Origin of the sequence: Mesorhizobium sp. M0664, assembly GCF_040320565.1 — a bacterium.
In the GTDB taxonomy this organism is placed as follows: Bacteria; Pseudomonadota; Alphaproteobacteria; order Rhizobiales; family Rhizobiaceae; genus Mesorhizobium.
In genome coordinates, this window is sequence record NZ_JAMYPW010000021.1 from 1 (window position 1) to 22054 (window position 22054).

General features: G+C 59.4%; 18 protein-coding genes, 1 tRNA gene and 5 pseudogenes. 5 read left to right on the forward strand and 19 right to left on the reverse strand.

All coding sequences use genetic code 11. The features are described from left to right. Positions 1-427: pseudogene (locus NKI39_RS19275) on the reverse strand (OmpA family protein); the annotation flags it as partial. 235 nt (positions 428-662) lie between these two features. Here NKI39_RS19275 and NKI39_RS19280 point away from each other — a divergent pair. Then, complete coding sequence (locus NKI39_RS19280) at positions 663-1109, forward strand: YcgN family cysteine cluster protein (protein ID WP_023678278.1); 447 nt, start codon at positions 663-665, stop codon at positions 1107-1109. Positions 1110-1334: 225 nt separating this feature from the next. Continuing rightward, positions 1335-1694 (forward strand): hypothetical protein, encoded by a 360-nt coding sequence (locus tag NKI39_RS19285; protein ID WP_352637442.1) that lies wholly within the window; start codon positions 1335-1337, stop codon positions 1692-1694. A gap of 132 nt (positions 1695-1826) precedes the next feature. Here the strand turns inward: NKI39_RS19285 and NKI39_RS19290 are convergent, their stop codons facing one another. Then, a complete protein-coding gene (locus NKI39_RS19290; protein WP_352472400.1) occupies positions 1827-2537 on the reverse strand; it encodes an SIMPL domain-containing protein in 711 nt (236 codons plus the stop codon). Between the two features lie 173 nt (positions 2538-2710). Here NKI39_RS19290 and NKI39_RS19295 point away from each other — a divergent pair. Next, positions 2711-2786, forward strand: a tRNA-Ile gene (locus tag NKI39_RS19295). A 21-nt stretch (positions 2787-2807) separates the two neighbouring features. On the opposite strand, the gene NKI39_RS19300 is transcribed toward NKI39_RS19295, so the two are convergent. From NKI39_RS19300 to NKI39_RS19315, 4 genes are all read right to left on the reverse strand, one after another. After that, positions 2808-4025, reverse strand: a complete 1218-nt coding sequence (locus tag NKI39_RS19300; protein ID WP_352833645.1) for a tyrosine-type recombinase/integrase — start codon at positions 4023-4025, stop codon at positions 2808-2810. A 670-nt stretch (positions 4026-4695) separates the two neighbouring features. Further along, a complete protein-coding gene (locus tag NKI39_RS19305; protein ID WP_352548197.1) occupies positions 4696-6009 on the reverse strand; it encodes an HlyD family type I secretion periplasmic adaptor subunit in 1314 nt (437 codons plus the stop codon). Continuing rightward, on the reverse strand, positions 5984-7753 hold the full coding sequence (locus tag NKI39_RS19310) for a type I secretion system permease/ATPase (protein WP_352833753.1): 1770 nt from the start codon (positions 7751-7753) through the stop codon (positions 5984-5986). Before NKI39_RS19310 ends, NKI39_RS19305 begins: the two co-directional genes overlap by 26 nt. A 396-nt stretch (positions 7754-8149) precedes the next feature. Next, complete coding sequence (locus NKI39_RS19315; RefSeq protein WP_352833647.1) at positions 8150-8941, reverse strand: calcium-binding protein; 792 nt, start codon at positions 8939-8941, stop codon at positions 8150-8152. 438 nt (positions 8942-9379) lie between these two features. Between NKI39_RS19315 and NKI39_RS19320 the strand changes: the two are divergent. Further along, positions 9380-9760, forward strand: a pseudogene (locus NKI39_RS19320) (transposase domain-containing protein); the annotation flags it as partial. Positions 9761-9837: 77 nt separating this feature from the next. On the opposite strand, the pseudogene NKI39_RS19325 reads toward NKI39_RS19320, so the two are convergent. The 9 genes and pseudogenes from NKI39_RS19325 to NKI39_RS19365 form a co-directional block, all read right to left on the reverse strand. Next, a pseudogene (locus NKI39_RS19325) lies at positions 9838-10104 on the reverse strand (hypothetical protein); the annotation flags it as partial. A 31-nt stretch (positions 10105-10135) separates the two neighbouring features. Next, a complete protein-coding gene (locus NKI39_RS19330; protein WP_352548199.1) occupies positions 10136-11086 on the reverse strand; it encodes a LysR family transcriptional regulator in 951 nt (316 codons plus the stop codon). Between the two features lie 67 nt (positions 11087-11153). Next, entirely contained in the window at positions 11154-11942 is a 789-nt protein-coding gene (locus NKI39_RS19335) for an ABC transporter permease (RefSeq protein ID WP_352450738.1), read from the reverse strand. A gap of 3 nt (positions 11943-11945) precedes the next feature. After that, positions 11946-12857, reverse strand: a complete 912-nt coding sequence (nodI, locus tag NKI39_RS19340; protein ID WP_023719311.1) for a nodulation factor ABC transporter ATP-binding protein NodI — start codon at positions 12855-12857, stop codon at positions 11946-11948. Positions 12858-12900: 43 nt separating this feature from the next. Beyond that, positions 12901-13146: pseudogene (locus NKI39_RS19345) on the reverse strand (carbamoyltransferase N-terminal domain-containing protein); the annotation flags it as partial. Between the two features lie 35 nt (positions 13147-13181). Continuing rightward, the gene (nodS, locus tag NKI39_RS19350; RefSeq protein ID WP_352466712.1) at positions 13182-13778 is read right to left on the reverse strand and encodes a nodulation methyltransferase NodS; all 597 of its coding nucleotides are present in this window, start codon (positions 13776-13778) and stop codon (positions 13182-13184) included. An 80-nt stretch (positions 13779-13858) separates the two neighbouring features. Further along, positions 13859-15184: a chitooligosaccharide synthase NodC gene (nodC, locus tag NKI39_RS19355; RefSeq protein ID WP_352466667.1), complete on the reverse strand. Its 1326-nt coding sequence runs from the start codon at positions 15182-15184 to the stop codon at positions 13859-13861. A 14-nt stretch (positions 15185-15198) separates the two neighbouring features. Next, the gene (gene nodB / locus NKI39_RS19360; protein ID WP_352466666.1) at positions 15199-15858 is read right to left on the reverse strand and encodes a chitooligosaccharide deacetylase NodB; all 660 of its coding nucleotides are present in this window, start codon (positions 15856-15858) and stop codon (positions 15199-15201) included. Next, positions 15855-16448, reverse strand: coding sequence for a NodA family N-acyltransferase (locus tag NKI39_RS19365; RefSeq protein ID WP_352457034.1), 594 nt, complete (start codon positions 16446-16448; stop codon positions 15855-15857). The genes nodB and NKI39_RS19365 overlap by 4 nt, the downstream gene beginning before the upstream one ends. A 268-nt stretch (positions 16449-16716) precedes the next feature. Between NKI39_RS19365 and NKI39_RS19370 the strand changes: the two genes are divergently transcribed. Next, positions 16717-17646: a LysR family transcriptional regulator gene (locus tag NKI39_RS19370; RefSeq protein ID WP_352457033.1), complete on the forward strand. Its 930-nt coding sequence runs from the start codon at positions 16717-16719 to the stop codon at positions 17644-17646. Between the two features lie 117 nt (positions 17647-17763). Here NKI39_RS19370 and NKI39_RS34320 read toward each other — a convergent pair. The 4 genes and pseudogenes from NKI39_RS34320 to NKI39_RS19385 all read right to left on the reverse strand — a co-directional run. Continuing rightward, positions 17764-18001: pseudogene (locus NKI39_RS34320) on the reverse strand (IS1634 family transposase); the annotation flags it as partial. 445 nt (positions 18002-18446) lie between these two features. After that, positions 18447-19478: a LacI family DNA-binding transcriptional regulator gene (locus tag NKI39_RS19375; protein WP_352466665.1), complete on the reverse strand. Its 1032-nt coding sequence runs from the start codon at positions 19476-19478 to the stop codon at positions 18447-18449. Positions 19479-19780: 302 nt separating this feature from the next. Further along, complete coding sequence (locus NKI39_RS19380) at positions 19781-21109, reverse strand: dicarboxylate/amino acid:cation symporter (RefSeq protein ID WP_352615322.1); 1329 nt, start codon at positions 21107-21109, stop codon at positions 19781-19783. A 54-nt stretch (positions 21110-21163) separates the two neighbouring features. Further along, complete coding sequence (locus tag NKI39_RS19385) at positions 21164-21373, reverse strand: hypothetical protein (RefSeq protein WP_352503017.1); 210 nt, start codon at positions 21371-21373, stop codon at positions 21164-21166. Between the last annotated feature and the right edge of the window lie 681 nt (positions 21374-22054).

Here is a 22054-nt window from a genome sequence, read left to right on the forward strand (position 1 = left end):
GAGCGATCTGCTCGGCCGGAGCGGATTCTGTTTGCTGCTGCTGATTGCGCCGCTTCTTGCGGGGTTGCTCGGACTCGGCTGGAGCGATCTGCTCGGCCGGAGCGGATTCTGTTTGCTGCTGCTGATTGCGCCGCTTCTTGCGGGGTTGCTCGGACTCGGCTGGAGCCGCCTGCTCGGCCGGAGCGGATTCCGTTTGCTGCTGCTGGTCGCGCTTCTTCTTTCTGGGCTGCTCTGCCTGCTGGCTTTGCGCGCAGGCCTCCGCCGACTCGCCCTCGGCGCAACTCGATTGCACTGGGATGAGCGGCGCTGCGGTACGTTGCACGGGGCCGAATGCGGCGTCGCCTTGCAGTGGGAACGCGCCTAGCGGCGCGGACGCCATCAACAGGCCAAGCGCCGTGCCTGCCAGAATCCGTGGTTGGCGTTTCATCATAAACACTCCTTGTGGCGTCCCATCCATGCCCAAACTTTCAGCAACCATGTTTGGTTCCTGTTTGTAGGTTCTAGCTGTGGCACAGGGCGATTGACCGGCGTTTTGAAGGCGACTTCATGTCATTCGTATGGTCCTGGCGTATGTTCCGGCGTATGGTCCCGGCGTATCGTTCGGACGAGGGTGCACGGTTGCCGTGCTTGACCTTGAAGCGTCCGGGGGCCACATGCCGACGATGGAAAAGCCGTTCTGGAAGACCAAGACGCTCGAGGCGATGACCCCGGCCGAGTGGGAATCACTCTGCGACGGTTGTGGCAAGTGCTGCCTGTCGAAACTCGAAGACGAGGACACCGGAGAGATCTACTGGACCAGCGTCGGCTGCCGGCTGTTCGACGCTGGAAGCTGCCGCTGCTCCGACTATGCCAACCGGCTGGCGCGTGTTCCGGATTGCGTCGGGCTGACGCCGCAGAACGTGCGCACCATCAGCTGGCTGCCCAAGACCTGCGCTTACCGGCTGGTGGCCGAGGGCCGCGATCTCTATTGGTGGCACAGGCTGGTGTCGGGAAGCGACGAGACCGTGCACGAGGCCGGCATCTCGATGCGCGGCCGGGTCAGCGCCAGCGAGACCGACCTTGCCGAGCCGGACGACTATTTCGACCATATGCTCGCGGACGAGCCTTAGGATTTCCTGCGGTAACGAAGACCGGGAACCATGGCAAAAGGGTACGTTCCCCATCTGCCCTGCATAGAACGGTTCCAGAAACGGACAGACTAACGGCTGGCCCATTCTTGCCGCATGAACGGGGGATGAATGGCCGGTTCGCAAAAAATTCAGACAGGCGGGTGCATTCTCCTCGCATAGGTTTGACGAAAACGGGTGGAAACCCTCAAACAAGGAGAGAAGACAATGTTCAATACCATCAAGACGGTTGCTCTTTCGGCACTTGTCGGCCTTGGCACGCTTGCTGCCATCCCCGCTCATGCTGACAGCATCTATCTCGGCTTCGGCAACAACCAGGATCCGCGCGTCGGCGTCTATACCGGCGACGAAGATGATGGTTACTATCGCGAACACCGCCGTCATGGCGGCTGGCGCCGGTCCTGTTCGCCGGAGCGTGCCATTGACAAGGCCGAACGCATGGGCCTGCACCGCGCCCGCATCATCGACATCAACCGCCGCACGGTCAAGGTCGCCGGCCGCCAGTATGGCGACCGCGTCGTAATCGTATTCGCCAACGAGCGCGGCTGTCCGATCATCTATCGCTAAGGTCTTCGGGCTTGCGGCCGGCTGACTTGCAGCCGGTAGAGTAGCGGAGCCCTTTCCGCCAGGACGGAAAGCGCGGCTCAAAAAACCCCGGAGGATCGATCCTCCGGGGTTTTTTCATGCTGCAAGCGATGATCATTTCAATTCGAAAGTCACCGTCACCTGTGCGGTATAGGAATTCTCGCCGGCTTGCACCGGGACCGACGCGCCGGCGGCATCGAATGCCTTGGCGTTGATCGGCATCGGCGGTGGTGCGAAATTCTGGTCGGTGATTTCCAGGACCCGGCCGATGCCGACGCCGGCCGCTTCGGCCAGCGTCTTGGCCTTGGCCATGGCATTGGCGACGGCCTTCTTGCGCGCCTCGGTGACGGCTGCCGCCGGATCGTCGTTGGAGAAGGAGATGCCGCCGCCCTGGTTGACGCCGAGCGACACCGCCTTGTCGAGAATGTCGCCGGTCTTGTCGATGTCGCGGACGCGCACCGAAAGCGTGTTGGTCACCTGATAGGCGACAAGCTCGGCCTCCTGGCTGCCGTCGGGCTTGTTGGTGTAGTTATAGCGCGGATTGATCTGGATGCCCGCTGTCTGCAGGTCGCGCTCCTTGATGCCGGACGATTTCATGGCAGCGATCACCGCGGCCATGGCGTCGTTATTGGCATCGAGCGCTGCACGTGCCGTCTTGGCTTCGCGCATGACGCTGAGCGTCAGCAGAGCCAGATCGGGTGCTATCGCCGCCTCGCCTTCACCGGTGACGACGATACGCGGCGGCGGTGGCGAATCGGCGGCGGCCGCGATCGCCGGAAATGCGATTGCGGCGGCAATCGCCAGGGGCAAGATACGTCTGGTCATGAAATCTCCTCGATCTGGGATCCCAAGACAGCCGAGTGTTGGCCGGCGTCCAATGGGCGACGTGCAATAGGTTATCAATATGGGCTGATTTGGGCGATCCCTGCCAGCCCCCTTGGAACGCCTGCTCGGAAAGCCTTGTGCGGTTCAGGGAAAAACACTAATCCAGCGCCGTGGGGCCTGTAGCTCAATGGTTAGAGCCGGCGGCTCATAACCGCTTGGTTGGGGGTTCGAGTCCCTCCGGGCCCACCATTGGCTTTTGTGGCCGTTGATTTAATTGGATTTTTTGGCCATTTTTGTCCCACCTCTTTCAACCCCCGCAGAAAGTGGGACAATTTTGTTCTCTTTTCGATCGATAACCAGCAGGTATTTCGCCGCTCTCGCTACCTTCCGGCGACGCGCTTTCTTGATGTAGTGGTCGGGCTGCTGGTACGTAGTCCACCCATATATCGCCTTCAGCTGCTCGTGCGTCGCGCCGTTCTCAGCGGCGATCGTCGCGCCAGCCTTGCGAATTCCATGAGCACTGCAGTGCGGCAGCTCAGCTTGATCACACCACTGGCGCATCTTGTTGCCCAGACCGTTCTCCGAGAACGGGCGACCATACTCATTGACCAGGAAGGTCATCTGGTCGGAGGGCGTGTGCTCAAGTTCCGCCTCTAGTTCGGGCAGAAGCGGGAGCTCCACCAACACCGCATCCTTGTTACGACTGGTCTTCCCAGGCTTAATTCTGATCCACTTCTCCCACTGCTCGGTCTCCTCGTTGTAGACGAGCGTGATGTGCTGTCGACCGAAGATCGCGACGTCGGACAACCGCAGGCCAGTAAACATGAAGATCGAGAGCGCACGTCTGGCTGCGGTACCCAGCGGATGCCGCTTCTCATATTGAACGATCTCCGACACGTCCCATGGGTGCCAGCCGTCGCCGCTCTTTAGCCGTCTGATGCCGCGGGCGGGATTGGAGTCGACGCCCGGAATCTCTGTGTCCTTTGCCCACTCAAACATCGCGCTGATGGCTTTTACGATATTGTTTGCCGCGCCAAGGGCGTCGAGCCTGGTGTCCCTGATCTCCTTAACATGAGACCGTTTCATACCGGCGAATGGCAGAGATCCCTTGGTGGGATACTGAGGATCCGGGTCACCTTCGAGGGGATGAGGTAATTCGCATACGCGCTCCAGAATTGCTCGTCGGCGCGCCATAGTGTCTTGGGTGATTTCCGTGCCGCCCCGACGGTAATACTCCTGGCAAAGCCACAGCAACGTGCCTTTCTTCGCTGGCTCGGAAGCCTTGGGGAGGCGCCGGCAAATCTCGGGAAGAGTGCCGGGCCGAACATAAGTGACCTCGGCGCGCGCGCACCGCAGTTCCTCGAGGAACTCGTCGCTGCCGGTCGGTTCACGGAGCCGGACCTTCTTCCGACCCGGTGCGCGAAAATAGTACCGATCATTGCCGTGGCGATCAGTGTCCTTCACTACGCCCTTAAGATCGATTTTCACGGGCTCATCCGTCATGTTCGTGGTTTTCGATCCCAAGGATTGTCTAGTGGCGGCGAATCTTCGTCAAGCTTTGGTGCTCCTCCGATTTGGCGGTGAGGGAGCTTTCGAAAGGCCAATACAAGTTCCTCGACGTCCCAAACAATGCGCCCCTTGCTCGGCATTCGTGGCTGGGGCATCCGGCCGTCCTGGACCATTTTATCAAAGGTCGTTGAGCTTACGCCGATGAACGTCGCAGCCTGCTCGCGATTGATTCCTACCGGCGGGAGCGAGGGCGGCAAGACGCTCGGGGTGCGTAGCATCGGTTTAGCGCGTTGAAAGCGCGTTTTTGACGCCTGCCTGTCTTCCTATGTACCTGTCCGAATATTGCAGACGCTCAATCATGTCCTAGCCCTGTGCTTGCAGGCTCACCCTAGGTCTCCAGACCTCAGGATCGCTCAAGACACCGGACTCTTTTCCAGCCTTTGTGTACGATGATGGGTATCTTAATGCGCTCGAGGCCAAGAACTGAATGGTCGGCGACTTGGAAGGGCAAAATGACCGTGGAACCACGAATCTGAGTCAGAGGCGGAATCCAACTGAGGAAAGTATGGCTGTGTTTTCAGACGGTTATGACTCTCATGCATGCGTAACAACCAACAAGAATACCAACAAAATGTTTCTGTGGTTACTTTCATTCCTCATGGAATGCGCGACTGATTTGGTCCGACAGCGGCTTCACAAAATAAGAAAGCGCCGTACGCTCGCCCGTCTGGATCATCGCTTCGGCCGGCATGCCGGGCACGAGCGTCAGGTCCTTGAGCTTCGTCAGTTCCGCATGCGGAACCGACAGACGCACCAGGTAATACGAAACGCCGTTTTTTTCGTCCGTCGCCAGATCGGCTGCGATCCGGCTGACATATCCGTTCAATACCGGCGTGGTCCTCAGATTGAAGGCTGACATCCGCAGCACGGCCTTGTGACCAAGCTGGATTTGGTCGATGTCCTTCGGGGTGATTCGTGCTTCAAGCGCAAGATCGTCGCCTTCCGGCACGATTAGCATAATCGGATCGGCGGGCGTGATCACTCCTCCGACCGTATGAACTGCGAGTTGTTGAATGGCGCCTGACTGCGGCGCGACAATATCGATCCGTCGCAGTTCCTGTTCAGCCGCCACCTTGCGCTCAACATACTCCCCAACCTGCGCCTGAACCTCTCTGAGCTCCTGGCCGACTTCCGTCTTGAAATCCGGATCGATCTGCAGGATCTGCAGGCGCGTTTCGGCTATGCGGGCTGCCGTCTGTGCCTGATGTGCAATCTTCTCACCGCGTTCGCCGCCGAAAGTGGCAACCTGCGTCTTCAGACTGTTCAAGCGTTGGTCCGAGACAATGCCTTGGTCGCGCAGCCCACTCAGGGCAGCAATTTCCTTTTGGAGGATCTCGGTGCTTTTCTCACAAGCGATTGCCTGCGCCTTGAGCCCCTCGATCTCGTGCTCATATTGAGTGATGCGTTCCGCTAGCTGCGCCTGCCTTCCGTCGCGGGATTGTCTGCGGAATTCGAACAGCCGCGTCTCGCCATGTACTGCCGAAGCTACGTCCGGAACATCTCTGCGGGCGAGCAGCCAGTCCGGGAAGGCGATCTCCGCCAGATCGTCACGCTCAGCTTCGAGTCGTGCCAGGTTGGCGGCCAGCTCATCGAGCCGCTTGGTGACTACAGCGAGAGTGGCGCGCGTCTGGGTGGCGTCGAGCCGCATGAGGATGTCGCCGGCTTTTACTTTATCACCTTCGCTCACCAGGATTTCTCCCACCACCCCGCCGGTCGGGTGCTGCACCTTCTTCACATAGGAATCGACGACAAAGTGTCCGGACGCGACAACCGCGCCGGAGAGATTCGTGAAGGCCGCCCAGGCTCCGGCTCCTCCCACAAAGATCACGCTCGCCAGCAGGCCCGCCACCAGGTGCCGGCGAATGGACCTGGAAACGTCATTGTTCTGATGAATGCCGGACACCGGGATCCTCCATGTCAGCGCGCTCGTTATCCTGTGTAGACTCGATGGCCTTGACCCCAGCGCCTGATGCCATCGCTGCCCTCTTCAAGACTTTGGAAAGCGCCTCATCACGCGCACCGAATGCTCGCTGCCGTCCACCTTCCATCACCAACACCAAATCCACGGCGCGGATGGCGCTCGGCCGATGGGCAACGACAACCGCAATGCCCTTGCGCTCGCGCACGGAGGCGATCGCCTTGACAACCGCAGCCTCGCCTTCCGCATCGAGATTGGCATTGGGTTCATCCAGCACAACAAGGAAAGGGTCTCGATAAAGAGCACGGGCAAGACCGATACGCTGGCGCTGCCCGGCGGAAAGTGCCGATCCGGCCTCACCAATCGGAGTTTCGTAGCCGTGCTCAAATCGGAGGATCAGTTCGTGCGTGCCCGCTGCTTTCGCCGCGGTGACAATAGCCTCAGGGTCAGGATTATCTTCAAAACGAGCGATGTTTTCGGCAATGGTGCCGTCGAATAGTTCAACACCTTGCGGCAAATAGCCGATATGACGGCCTAGCGCTTCCCGGTCCCATTGATCGAGGCTTGCGCTGTCGATGCGAACCTTTCCGGCGACCGGCGCCCATGCGCCGACGATGGCGCGCGAGAGTGTCGACTTGCCCGAACCCGATGCACCGATGATCCCGAGTGCGCTTCCCGCCTGAACGGCAAACGCAAGGCCGGTCACGGTCGGCTTCCTTTCGCCGGGCGGAACGATTGTCACGCCTTCGAGGCGGAGTTCGCGTTCAGGTGCAGGCATTGGCATAACAGGAGCGGTTTCAGGAACCTTTCCCAAGAGGTCCTCCAGCCGCGCCCAACCCTGGCGCGCCATGAGGAAGGGTTTCCAGCTTGAAATGGCCAGATCGACCGGAGCCAGCGCACGCCCCATCGTGATCGAACTGGCAATCATGACCCCGGCCGTAGTCTCCTGCCTGATGACAAGGTACGCGCCGACGGCAAGAATGGCCGATTGCAGCAGCACGCGCAGCGACTTTGAAATGGCACCCAGCCCACCTGCCACGTCCCCGGCTTTCCGGCTGGCGGCCAGATACTTGGCATTGGCCTTGTGCCATCGGGCAGCGATCCGCTTTCCGAGACCGAGAGCTTGCACGACCTCGGCATTGCAACGCGCTGCTTGCAGTAGACCATTGCGTGCCATGTTGTGGGCAATGGTATCGCGTATCGGTCGTTGCGAGAGAGTGTTGGCAAGAAGTGTCAGAGATGTGAGACCGATCGCCCCGACAAGTGCCGTCATGCCGATCCAGAAATGAAAGAGGAAGCAAATGCCAAGATAAAGCAGCATCCATGGCAGATCGAAGAACGCTGTCGGGCCGTTTCCACCTAAGAATCCGCGAACATTGTCGAGATCGCGTAGCGGCTGCAAGCCGTCGCCCGGCATGCGCGTTGAAAGCGGAAGGCGAACGATCGCATCGTGAACGCGTCCGGAAAACTGTTCATCGAAACGCTCGCCAATCCGCAGCAGCACGCGCGCGCGCAAAATGTCGAGCAGGCACTGGAACGCATAAAGCCCTGTAGCAAGCACGACGAGCCCCACTAGCGTCGATACGCTGCCACTTGCCAGAACGCGGTCGTAGACCTGAAGCATGAACAGCGGCGAGATCAGCGCAAGCACGTTCACCACGCCGCTGATCAACAGAATTCCCCAAATAGCGGAACTCAGAGGGAAAGGTCTCAAAGCTGAATCCTTCAAGGAATGGTTACTCACGTAGGTCTCCGTGAGGATCTGGCGACCCAGCTCCCCATATTGCTCCCCGAGCGGCGACCGACTGCATCCGCTCGCTGCTTCAGGATCAGTGCTCCCGCCGAATATGTTTGGTTTGGCATCTAATGGAGCGGGTCAACAACAACACCGTCCGGCTGAAGGTTTGGAAGGGCAACGTCATCGTGGCCGGCCGCAAGGGCCCGAACAGGCTTCCGCCTCCACGCCTTCAGGGAGATTTCGGTGTACGACCAGCGCGACGTGCAGGGCTTCGTCAAGCTGTACACGCTGCGACTGCTCCCGGGCGCCCCGGCCCATCGCACGTAGCGGAAACGGAAAGCGCCCGCCCCCGGGGGGCGGGGCGCTGTTCCGTATGGGTTTTCTGGATCAAACGAAGGTGAAGTCCGACGCGGTCAGGCCTAGGTCGGCCACGGTGACCACACCGCCCAGGTGGACGAATTCATGCGCGCTGTTGTCGGCGGTGACATAGGCCAGAGTTGCGACTCTGTCGGTGTAGCTGCTTTGGTAGACAATGATGTCGCCGGCGTGCTCGCCGGAGATCGCACTCGCGGCTTCAGAAGCAGAGTTGAAAGATTCGCCAGTGATTACTACGACGTGTTCGCCGTTCGCACCCGAGGCCGCACCACTGTAGAAGCTGCTCACCGGGTAGCCGGACTGTATGCTGGCGTTGTTGACGAAGTTCGCGCCAAAACCGTCATTGTAGAGGCCCACCGCATCGAAGGCGAACTTGTCCTCCGCCGGGTTGAAATCGGTGATAGTGGTAATGTCCGACTTCGACCCGACAACCCCAGGCACCGGATTGTGGAACTGGAACACGAACGTGTCACTGTCGGTGCCCCCGGTCAACGTGTCCTGGCCGTCACCCACGTAGAGGACATCCTGGCCGGGACCGCCGCTGAGCCTGTCATTGTCCTCACCGGAGACGCGCGGGTTGAAGCGGCCGTTGTCGCCGGAGAGATCGTCCCAGCCATCTCCGCCGAAGATGCGGTCGTTACCCTTGCCGCCGATGAGTCGGTCACTGTCCGGGCCACCCGAGATCTCGTCGTTGCCGCCACGACCGTCAATCCAGTCACCGCCCTGGAAACCCTCCATCCAATCGTCAAGCTCGGTGCCGATGAGTGTTTCGGAATCCGGGCCACCCTCGATAATCTTTGCCATCAAAAATACTCCTAATGATGCACCCTGCCTGACGCGTTTCATATTCCTCATCGGATAATTAGAGAAATCGATTGCTTGGATAGACACACATTTACGAGATGGATGCACTCACGTTCACTTCGCCCTTCTGCTGAGCAGTTGCGGGCTCGCTGGCGGCCGGGAAGCTGGTCGCCCAAGCAATCGATCTGAAGATTCGACACTCAAACCGGACCAGGACAACACTTCGTAACGGGCCGTCCTGGTTGGGCCCCAAACGTCTCTCTGTTTGCTCGACGCCGGCATACCCGCACCGTGAGCGCTGGACGAGGACAAGTTCCGCTGGCGGAGAACGGCGTGATCGGCTTGCCGCGCCGAAACTGATGGCGCTCGTCGAAGGCATGGACTGGACACGCGTTCGAGCCGAACGGCGACGGCGTCCGGCCGGAAGGCGGTGGCGAAGTGACTCAGGCGCAAAAGGCGGGCTTCAGGCCGTGCACAATAAGCTTCTGTCGGCGTCATGACGAGAAGCGCTTCGGCCCGTCCCCACGAAATCGATACGCTCAAGGCGATGTTCGTCGCCATGGCGGCGGAGAAGGCCGAACTGCAACAACTCCGGAGCGAAACACTCAAGGCCGAGATCGTCCGGATGGCGACACTCAACGAGCCTGCCCAGGAGCGGATCGCCGACCTTCATGGGATCGTCAAGCAGCTGGAGCGCGCCGCTTCGGTCGTAGCTCCGAGAAGCTCGAACGTGACCAGCAGGCCTTCGCCTTCGACGAAATCCAGACCGGGCTCGGCGCGATTGAGTCCGAGCTCGAGGCCGCAAGACCGACAGGCGAGCCGCGACGTGCTGCGCGACCGCGCAAGGCGTTCCCGGCGCATCTGGAGCGGGTCGAGATCGTCATCCAGCCCGAGCCATGGGGGAAGAAGCGCTCCCGCAGCCAATGGTCCAGTCCGTCAAACGCGGTCGGCCGCACAGGCTTGCGAAACGGAACAGTCCCGCCCTCGCTTAGATACCGAGGCACCGTGTTGCGCGCGCACCCGAATTCTTTCGCCCGTCGGTTCATTCCCCAGCCAAGCTCATGCAGCCGCAGCATCGCTGCCACCTCTTCATGCTGAAGGATCTGCTCTCCCTGCATCGTTCTCGACAATGCAGGAATCGCCCAATCCCAATCGCCATCCATTCCTCCTCTCATAACCGAGGGGGTCAGTTTCTCAATTCGACCGACAACTGAGACGTCCGGTGCTCTTAGGCGGGGTAATCATACGAGATGCCTCCTGCAACATCATTTCCCGCATCCATAGGCTTGCCGGATCATTATTGTGAAGCGCAGGCCATTGGACGGCCTCCGTGAATGCGGCAGGAAGTGGCGGCGGAAGTTCGACAATCCGCAGGGGTGTTAATTTTGCGAAATGCTGCGCCAGCCGTAAGGGCATTGTCCCGATGCGGTTGGTGCCTGATAGAAGGGGCGGGATCATGCTAAAGCCCTGTACGACGACCTCGATACGTCTCTCGAAACCGTTCTCGAGCAAATACCATTCCTCGATGGAGGGCTGCCGGGTGTCCCCGAATTTAAGCACAACCTGCCCCATCGACAAGTATCGGTCGAATGTAAGTGGCTCTGACAGCTGCTTGTTCGTGCCGCAGCCTACGCATACGAGCATATCTTCGAACAGGGCTGCGCGAGGATGTTTCGACATGAACACTTCCGGCATAATCAGAAAATCAACGTCGCCGCGCCGGAGAAGCTCCTCGGGGTCGTCGGAAATAAGCAGACATTCGAAGCGGACGGCGGGAGCTTCCCGCGCAGCACGCTTTACGATCTTCTTAAAAAATACGAGCGTGAGGTAATCGGAAAGGATGATGCGGAAGCGACGATCCGATCGGGCCGGGTTAAAGGCGTCCCAGGAAATAATCGACAGCTGGATGTGCAGCAATGCCTCCCGGACTGCTGTGGCGAGCCCCTCCGCGCGCGGTGTCAAAATGAGTTCGCGGCCGTTCATCGTAAATAGCTCATCGCTGAAATAGGCGCGTAACCGACCGACGGCGGCGCTCATGGCCGGCTGACTCAGGTTAATACTGCGGGCCGCGGCGGTGACTTTACGCTCCCTGATCAAAGCGTCCAGCACAACCAGGAGATTTAGATCGAGTCCCTTAAAACGCATGTATTGACCTATCCGACGCGTGGATGGGTATCGCCCAAAGAATCAATTTTACGAATGGTGAGTAGCGTCAACGCATCAGCCGACGACGAAATAGAGCAACCGATAGGAAGAACGGCAAAACCGTGTATATGCAAAGCGCGCCGATATGCAGGCCCATGCTGCCGGCCGGACGGCCAAGCATCGCCGGACGAATGAGGTCAATTGCATGTGCCAGCGGCAACAAGGAGGCGACGTCCTGAAAAGCGCCGGGCAATTGGTTGACCGGAAACATCGCGCCGCAAAGGAACAGCATGGGTGTTATAACAAGCGTATTATAAAATATGAAATATTCATAACTGGGCGCAAGCGCCGTGACGACCATCGCTAGACTCGCGAAGGCGAGGCCACTGAGAGCGATGACTGGCAGCAAGCAGAGGATGGATGGCCACGATGTGTAGCCGAGCGTGGTGGCAACAATAGTGATTGCTGTGCCCGCCATCAGGGCCTTGGTGGCTGCCCACGCCAATTCGCCGAGTAAGATATCGCCGAGCGTCAGCTGAGTGCATAGCATTCCTTCCCAGGTGCGCTGGTTGTCCATGCGGCCGAAACTCCCGTAAACCGTTTCAGCAGTCGCCGATGCCATCGCGCTTGTGGCAACCATGCCAGCCGCGAGAAACGCAATGTACGAAGTGCCCTCAACAGGACCTATCATTGTTCCGATGCCAAAGCCGAGACCGAACAGATAGATCATCGGATCGGCGAGGTTGCCGAGAACCGATGCAAGCCCGATTTTCTTCCATCCAAGATAGTTGCGGCGCCAAACCGCGACCCAATTCCACGCATTGGCGGGCATGGCCGCCGCATAACGTTCGCCCATTGTTCAGTCCTCCATCTCGCGCCCGGTTAGCCGCAAGAACACATCCTCGAGATTGGGGGGACGCTGCAGAAGGCGCAGACCGGCGCGCCCGCGTAGCTGCACCAGCACCTGCTCCGGATCGGGTGCATAGCAAAAAAGCGTCTCACCGCTCACCTCGATGCGCTGTGCGTACGGCCGGATCAGCGCACCCAGTTCATGCGGATTGCCGCCGTAGACCTCGACCACGTCACAGCCGATCTGCTCGTCAATGAGTGCGGACGGGCGGCCTTCGGCGATCTTGCGCCCCTCCTCCATAACGCACAGCCGATCGCACAGCCGCTCGGCCTCTTCCATGAAATGGGTAGTCAAAAGAATAGTCTTGCCCCGCGCCAGCAGCGATCGCAGCCGTTCCCAGATCAGGTGGCGGGCCTGCGGATCGAGGCCGGTGGTCGGCTCGTCCATCACCAGCAAGTGCGGGTCATTGATCAGCGCACGCGCGAGCGTCAGGCGCCGCTTCATGCCGCCGGACAGTTCGGCGACGCGCGCATCCGCTTTGTTCTCGAGGCGGGCGAACTCAAGCAGCGACGGTATGACCGCTTCGATCTGGCGTCTGCTCATCCGGAAGTAGCGCCCGAACACCAACAGGTTCTCGCGTACAGTGAACGCGGTATCAAGATTGTCGAACTGCGGGACCACGCCGATGCGCATACGTGCCAAACGCGCGCGCGCCGGCACTGGAGCGCCGAGCACAGTAATCTTCCCCGCATCAGGCGATGTCATGCCGAGGACCATACGCGCAATCGTGCTTTTGCCCGCACCGTTCGGTCCCAAGAGCCCGAAGCATTCCCCCGCCGCAACGCGGAACGACAGTCTGTCGACAACGAGCTTGTCATAAGTTTTGCTTACGTCAGTAAGATCGATCGCTACCATGGACATGGGTTCATTTTACCGAGAGGGACGCCAAGACTGGCGGTTGCTTGGTTGCCTGCCGGACCTGAAACTGTGACTCGTCTTCGCCATCCCAGCCGTCGATAACGAACTGATCGACATCACAAGGATTTAGCCCCTGTTCCGCCAAAGCGGCGACAATTACGTCGAGATTATCGATGGTTTGATAACGCGGATTGTTGTGCCGCTTTTCCTGCTCAACGCAGAAGACGAGCCGTCCATCCTCGACAAGGGCGATCGCCCCATCATGGGTCAGCTTGGTACCACAGATGCGCATAGTGTCTCCACGTTAACGGCGATAGATTCGATTCATCAGGAAGCGGAAAGCGGGTTCCGGAAACGGACGAGCAAGCAGTCTTCGTTGACCGACTCGCCCCGACACTCAAGACGCTCTACCTCGATCAACGTTTCGTTCAGCATGGCGATGACCGGCTCAGCACCAGCGGCGTGACCCCAGCGACGGCAATTAGCATCCCTTGCCGATCCGAAGATCAGATGCCCGCCTGGCGCAAGCACCCGCACCAGGTTTTTGACGGCCGCGCGCATCTCGGCTATGTCTTCGAGGTAGTATAGGACCTCCGCCACAACGATCAGGTCAAACAACTCGTCGGTCGAAAACTGTTGAACATCGGAGACTATCCAGTTGATGCGCGACGGCTCCTTTATCCGTTGACGTGCTCGAGCAATCGCTTGCGCCACGACATCGATGACGGTGAGCCCTTGGCAGTAGGGGGCTAGTTTTTCCGTGAATGCGCCGGCAGCGCACCCGACTTCGAGGGCATTTGTAATGGAGCCTTGGGCAAGCGCCAGCTGGAGCATTTCCGTGTGGCGCTCCCGCTCGAACGGATTGCCGTCGAGGCGCCACGGATCGTCTGCGGCCAATTCCCGATCGAGCAACTGATGATTCATGTTCTGGGTCAAACTCGTCCACCTCTCGTCTACCTAGGTAATTAGCGATCACTCGTCGCCGCAGATGTTGCTCGACAGCGCTAATCCCGAAGAATCCGCGCAAGATTGAGCCTGCGAAGCGGAGCCGCATGCGGTGAGAATTCTGCCCTGCTTGATCCAGTGATCGGAGTTTGGGTGGGGGCCTGTTTTCCCCCAGTGTTCGATGTAGCGACAGCAGAGCTTCGCGACAGCCAATCGCTATTGCTCAATGTACACAGCGCGTAGGCCTTCAAGGGAAGTAAGAGAAAGATGTTGATGAACGTGTGCAGGGAAAAGCCCAGAAATCGAAACTGTCGAGCACGAAATGCTACCACGCTGCATCGGAGCATGGTCATGGACACAATCATCAGTCCTGTCCACCAAGGCACAGTGCCTGTCAGTGCGAAATGTGCGAGGCCCGTTAGTACCGATAGGGCGAGGAGTAGCGGCCCGAGATTCTGTCCGACCACGTCCAACGTGAGATAGCTATTGAGGCCGGGCAGCAAGCGCAGCCCAAGCAGCGTGTCCCGGAATGTGCTTCGTGCCCAACGGAGTTGTTGGCGCAGATACGGTCCGAGTCTGTTCGGAACGACTGTGGCCGCGATGGCGCCCGGAACGTACTCGGTTCGAAAGCCTGCTTTCAGCATGAGGATAGTGAGATGGCGATCCTCCCCGAAGTCGCTTGGCTTGCCCCGAAAAAATTGCGACTCGTACTGGTCCAGTAACAAAAGGAGCGCAGACCGACGGTACATGGCACATGGGCCGCAACAGCACATAACGGCACCGAAGCGAGCCTGTGCCGCGCGCTCCTCGTTGCAAGCCAGCCAGTACTCCATGTCTATCAGCCTTGTCAGCCAGCTCTCGCTCCGGTTACTGGCAATCAACTGACCCATGACTGCGCCGACCGCTGGATCTCGCATCTTCGGTACAAGCTTGGTGATGACGTCGGACGCGAGTATCGTGTCTGAATCAACGTTAAGCACCAAATCCCCGGATGAGCGGCGTATCGCGGCGATCTGCGCCTTGCGCTTTCCAACATTCTCGGGAAGCAAAATGATGTCGAACCTAGGGTCGCGCGCGTAGGTTTCGTGGACAGTTCCTACGGCTTCGCGATTTCCAGAACCGTCATCAACCACATAGACCCGAAGTCTTCCGGCGTATTCTTGGTCTGCAATGGACGCCAGGCACTCTGAAAGCGTGCGCGGATCCTCGTTGAAGCAGGGGACGATGACATCCACGCTGGGCAGTTGATCGGAGCCGACGAGATCCTCCAACGCCGATGAGTCGTTTGTCGGCAGAGCATAAATCCCCTGCATGCTCTTATAAGCAGTCGAGAGCAGTGCATAAAGCGAAATGGCCACAGTGCTGGTTGTACCAAGAAGAGTCATGGGATCTCGTTTGTTCAGTGATGTTGAGGAAGTGAGCGGATTACAAATCCGCGCTCATGAAGTGCTGGAATCAGACGGGACAGCGCCGTGACCGTCTGGTCGCGCAGACCGGCGTGAGCGCCCTGGCTCAACTCGCCGGGAGGGCATCCGTCGTGCAAGAGTACGATTGCGCCCGGCCGGACAGAGGCGAGCACGGTATCGATAATCGCGTCGACCCCAGGGCGAGACCAATCTCGAGGGTCGACGGACCAATGGAGGGCCGTCAGCCCGGCGATCTGTGACGCTGTGAAGATTTCTTCGCTCCAGGCGCCGTAGGGCGCGCGAATATAGCGCACCGAGGCCTGAGGGCACGCCCTCATGATGGCGCCGTTCGCTTCAAAAATCTCACGTTGCACTTCGCCGAAGCCGCATTTGTACAGATCCGGATGAGTCATCGTGTGGTTGCCTAGCTCGTGCCCTTCTGCAAACATTCGTTGGATTAGATCCGGGTGCTCTAAGGCGTAGGCGCCGATGACGAAGAAAGTCGCCGGCACCCGCTGCTCTGCCAACACATCGAGAATCTCCGGTGTGAAAAGTGGATTGGGACCGTCGTCAAACGTCAGATAAACGCTGCGACGGCCGGTGCCGTCAGAGCACTCACGGCGCACTTCGTACAAGCAATCGGGACGGCTCATAGCTCTGGTCCGTTCCGATCGATCATCGTGCCCGTGGGCCATTCGCTGATCGGCCGTCCAACTGGCAGAACAATGGTGAGTGCGTCATCAATGCGTGTGGGCGGCAGGTCGAGGCGCGCCTCTGGTCGGGTGGAGCGCACGCGAATTCCCGACAAAACGGCCAAAGGGCTGTATCGCCGCGCGAACCTCTCAACATGATTCCGCAGCGCGTCCCGGACGGTTCCGAAAGCGAATGGAACGCCAAGCTCCTGCAGTATTGGAAGCATGACATGGATTGAATGGGCGATTCCGAGACCCTCAAGATCCGGACGTACCCCGTACAGGCCCAGCTCAGCCACCAACAGATCGACCGCGTCAACCTTGATGAAACGGCGCAGTATGCCCATGTGAGCCGCTACACCGCTCGAATCATAGGCGATTGCGCGGAGTTCAGGCCTGGCTCCGGCCCAGCTTCGACTACCTTCGAACGGTTCTGCGTTGGACGCCCCAGTCGGCCCGTAGGTATTACGAAAGAACTGGGCGAGCTCGACGTGGTCCGAGAGCTGCAACTCGTTTTCCCAGCACAATTTCCACTGCACCTGAGGGCGCATTCAGGACCTCTCTTCAAAATGGTTTCTTGCGGGCCGCATTACCCGGCCAAAGCGGCGGCGTTGTTGGCTGCACTCAACCGTTGTCGTTAGCGACGGTGAGCCAGCCGGTGGGGCTCGCCAATGAGCTCTCTCGATGTTCCCGCCCGTGTGGCGGCGCCGTCGATTTGAGCTTGACGTCGGTCATTTACGTTCCTCTAATGCATGGTTCGTAAATTCGTAAAATTGATTGTTTAGATGATGCCCATCCACACGCTGGATAGATCAGGATATGCGGTTTAAGGGGCTGGATCTGAATCTCCTCGTTGTGCTGGACGCTCTGATCAGGGAGCGTAAAGTCACTGCCGCGGCCAACAGTATTAATCTGAGCCAGCCGGCCATGAGCGCCGCCGTCGCTCGGTTACGCGCCTACTTCAGCAATGAGCTATTTACGATGAACGGCCGCGAGCTCATTTTGACACCGCGCGCGGAGGGGCTTGCCCCAGCAGTCCGGGACGCATTGCTGCACATCCAGCTATCGATTATTTCCTCCGACGCCTTTAACCCAGCCCAATCGGATCGTCTCTTCCGAATCATGCTTTCCGATTACCTCACGCTCGTGCTTTTTAAGAGGATCGTAGAGCGTACTGCGCGGGAAGCTCCCGCCGTCCGCTTCGAATGTCTCCCTATTTGCGACGACCCCGAGGAGCTTCTCCGGCGCGGCGACGTTGATTTTCTGATTATGCCGGAAGTGTTCATGTCGAAACATCCTCGCGCAGCCCTGTTCGAAGATATGCTCGTATGCGTAGGCTGCGGCACGAACAAGCAGCTGTCAGAGCCACTTACATTCGAGCGATACTTGTCGATGGGGCATGTCGTGCTCAAATTCAGGCACACCCGGCAGCCCACCATGGAGGAATGGTATTTGCTCGAGCACGGGTTCGAGAGACGTATCGAGGTCGTCGTACAGGGCTTTAGCCTGATCGCGCCGGTCCTATCAGGCACCAACCGCATCGGGACCATGCCCTTACGGCTGGCGCAGCATTTCGCAAAAACAACACCCCTGCGGATTGTCGGACTTCCGCCGCCACTTCCTCATCCCGCATTCACGGAGGCCGTCCAATGGCCTGCGCTTCACAACACTGATCCGGCAAGCCTGTGGATGCGGGAAATGATGTTGCAGGAGGCATCTCGCCTGGCGCCTTTGCTTGAAAGCTATTGAGCGTCTCGGGCACGACCATCCGACCTTGCAGTTTAAACACCGCCCGCAAGAATATGTCATTAATCAGCATGTTAGGCGCGCTCCGGCGCGTGTTACCACTACGTTTTGGGGGTGATCTCAGGCGAGTTGTTCGTCGAGGTTGTGTGGCAGAGCGATGCCAGCTGCCTTCAAAACGTTGCCCACTTTGGCCGTGACGTGGTGGTGACGACGCGAGCATCCTTTTCGATGGTGGCTTCCTGGAGGCGGTCGCGATCGCGTAGGAACGGTTGCCATTCGGGCGTCAGGCCTTTGGCCCGGCAGAGCGGCGCAGTTCCTTGCTGAGTACGAGGGCCAGGAACGAGCAGAACACATGTCCGGGTTGGTACTGAATTGACTGCCGCCTCCGATTTCGCGTGCGAAGTCCCAGAAGGTGTTTAGCCCCACTCAAATGCCAACTTTGCCGGCCATGCCGCGGCTTTTCACGCGGCCAGGCGAGGAGATGGCGGTCGACGAGGTCGATACCAATGGACTGTGCCGGCCTCGCTCGGCTACTGGCGTGAGGCATCCTTGATGACACCGCCCTGCACCGACAACGTCGAGATGTTGGCAATGAAGCCGGTCGAGGTCAACGCTGCGGATGTAGGCAATTTACCTCGCGCTTCGGGCTGAACGCGCGGCCGATCCGTTCACCCAATCGGCGCTTCATCCTGGGCCGCGGCTGAGGCCTGTGGGGTGCGGCTACCCCGCGTGGATGGGATAATCAATCAACTTTCTCTCATTCATGAAAGGAAACTCCCCGCTTACGATAGAAGCCATCAGTTTCATATATTTTCCGGCAGATGGATGTCGAACGGCAGAAATGTCTGTCCTGGTGTTTCAGCAGTGCCGGTCTCGATAGCCCGCGTCATCAGCGTTATCAGCTCCTGGGAAAGCCGGCGCATTGGCGTGGCGACCGCCATCGTGATGATGTTATCAGCGAGTGCCGCCCGAGATTCCGGCGTGATTTCATTCACGATCGCGACGAGATCGCGACTTTTACCCTCTTCCCGGACCGCGGAGATGGCGCCCTCCATGCCGCCCCCGGCGACATAGAAGCCGACGAGCTCGGGTTCCCGCTGCATGAGATCAAGCGTTGCCTCGTAGGTGACCTGCCGTTTCTCCAGGTTCACAAGCGGATCGAGCACCTCGAACGTCGGCGCGTTCTCACGGCAATAGGAGCGAAAGCCGACGTCACGGAGCTCGTGCCCCTGGAAACGATGGCTACCGACAAACACCGCCACCTTGCCGGGCCGTTTTGCGACCTTGGACACCATCCAAGCGGCCGTGCGCCCCACCTTGCGGTTGTTGAGGCCGATATAGCCCTGTCGCACGCCGGCGGCGAAGTCGGAAAGCAGCGAGAAAACCGGAATGCCTTTGGCCTTGAGGTCCTCAACCGCTGCTGTAATTTTTGGGTGGTCCGGTGCCACCATCGCGATCGCATGGCAGCGTGCGCCCAAATCCTTGAGCGGTGCGATTAGGTCGCTCGGCATATGTGACGGGGCGAATTGGATGAGCGGAATGCCGTGGAAGGACTGGGCCAAATTGACCGACGCTTCGACCTCGCGCGCAAAGTCTTGGTAGAAATGCTGGGCCGGTTTTCTCAAGATGAAGCCCAGACGGTAGCACGGTAGGTCTCGCCGCAAGCGCTGCTTGATGAGCCCGGCAGCATGATAGCCGATCGCGTGGGCGGCGTCGTGGACCCGCCGCGCGGTCTCCTCGCGCACCGGATGGCGGGCGTTCAGAACCCGATCGACCGTTGCTACGCTGACTCGGGCTTCGCGGGCGAGATCGGTAATTGTGGGGCGCTTGGTCATGGGTCCTATTCTGATTGGTTTTTGACGCAGGCTGGCTCTCTGTCACCTAGCGCGATTCGACAATGCTTTCGGGTGGGCAAAGTGAAGACGCCCGCATACTGAATGATCGACAGCGTATTGGACTACTCCAGACGTAGACCGGCCGGGTATAACGGAAGGTTCATTCGCTTAGGGCGGCGATGATTTGCACTCACACATTTAGCGCTTCTGATACATGGTCCGTGAGGCGCCGTTTAGAGCCTGCGAGTCGATCGTTCAGGTCATGTGACCAGCTTGGCGAAACCGGTCGCGGTGCGTCGCCCTTACTCGGCGGAGGATAGCCGGTTTGATGCCTCGGCAAGCTGATGACCGCAGAAGGCGGCTTTCATCTGCGCTTGGTCCAATTCTCCTTCCCAGCGGGCGACGACGAGGGATGCCACTGCGTTACCAACGCAATTCGTCAACGCCCGGCATTCGGACATGAAGCGGTCGATGCCGAGTATCAGGGCCATCCCAGCAACGGGAACACTCGGAACTACGGCGAGCGTAGCAGCCAGGGTGATGAAGCCCGCACCTGTCACACCTGCAGCGCCCTTGGAGGAAAGCATCGCAACGAGCAGCAGCAGCACCTGATCGCCGATTGACAGATCGGTGTTCGTCGCCTGCGCGATGAAGAGGGCCGCCAGGGTCATGTAGATATTCGTGCCGTCCAGATTGAACGAATATCCGGCCGGGATGACGAGACCCACAACCGAACGCCTGGCGCCCGCCTTCTCCATCTTCTGCATGAGCGAGGGGAGCGCGGCCTCCGAGGAGGACGTTGCGAGGACAAGCAGCAGCTCTTCCTTGATGTAGCGAATGAGAGAACAGATCGAAAAGCCGTTGTAGCGGCAGACCGCGCCGAGAACCCCGAACACGAAGAGGAAGGCGGTGAAATAGAACGTCGCGACCAGCATCGCGAGGTTGACGACCGAACCGATGCCATATCTGCCGATGGTGAAGGCCATTGCGCCGAAAGCGCCGATCGGCGCGGCTTTCATCAGAATGCCGACGAGCTTGAAGACAGGCGCGATGAGCGCCTGAAGGAAGGAAACGACAGGCTTGCCCGTCTCTCCGGCCATCGCGAGCGCCATGCCGAACAGAACCGAGAAGAACAGCACCTGCAGGATGTCGCCTTCCGCGAAGGCGCCGACTATCGTTGGCGGGATGATGTTCATCAGGAAGCCGGTGACCGACTGCTCGTGGGCCTTTGCGGCATAGGTATTCACGGCCTGGACATCGAGCGAGGCCGGATCGATGTTGAGGCCGGCGCCAGGCTGGACGACATTGGCGACGATCAGGCCGACGATCAGCGCGAGCGTCGAGAAGGTGAGGAAATAGACCATTGCCTTGCCGGCGACCCGGCCGACCTTGTGAAGATCGTTCATGCCGGCAATGCCGGTCGCAATTGTCAGGAAGATGACAGGCGCGATGATCATCTTGACCAGCTTGATGAAGGCATCACCCAGCGGCTTCAGGCTCTCGCCGGTTCCCGGATAGAAATAGCCAATTGCGACGCCGAGGGCGATGGCGGCAAGCACCTGCGCGTAAAGCTTGGCATAGAAGGGTTTGCGGGGCGCGGGACTCGCGCCGCGGACTTGTGCAGCTGACACTGTTTCTCTCTCCCTGACCGGATCGAGGTGGCGTGACTTCTCCCGGGCTTCTCCCTATAGCGGCGCTCCGGTCGAACGCTGCACCAACGCCGCCGCAATACCCATGCCAAATGGATCCGCATGACCTGAACTGACGTTGGGCTCGCCAATGATGGGATGAATGCGGTGGCACAAGACGGGAATGACAAGGCCGCCGTCCAGCACGCGCTTGATGTTCTCCGGCAGATTGCCGGTCGATCTCTCTGGCTTGCGGTTTTGCTGCACATCGTGGCGGGCTCCTCGGTTTGCCGACTTTGGGAAGGGGCCGCATCGCTGGCACCAGAGCGGAGAATTGCCGTGTTCTTTGCCGCGCTGCCGCTGCAGCGACAGCTTGAAAGCGACGTCGAGACGTAGGGATTGACGCCGCTGGTGCTGACCGCGACGATGCGGTTCAGAAGTTCCGAGCACCGCCGAGAAAGCCGCGCTCGACCGCCACCTTCGCGCCTTCACACGCGACGCCGCCGCCTTATCTGCGTCATCAATATCGAGGAAATGGCGGTTGCCGCGACCGACCAGTGTCGTCGGCAGTGATTATCGCTCCCGCCCCTGGTTCGCAGGCGCTGGTGACTGGCACGGCCCGGCAACTCGGCGCGGTCAGCCGCTCGGGCACCGCATCGCCGGCGCCGTATTTCTGTCGTTCAACATCGCCGACAAAATTAGAACTGATGAATTCTATCATAGGCCGCGAGGTTTCCTTTCACGAATGAAAGAAAGCTCGATTGACTATCCCGCCTCGCTCCAGTCTTTTGAAAATCAACGTGTGGTTGCCCCCGTGCAAGCCGAGAACGTGGCCAAGCTTCGTGGAGGGAGAGCCAAGCGATGCGTCAGGGGTCGACCCGCTTTGCACTCGACCACACGGCGGTGGCACGAGTTCACGTCAGAGCATTTTCGCGCTTGCCCGCGACG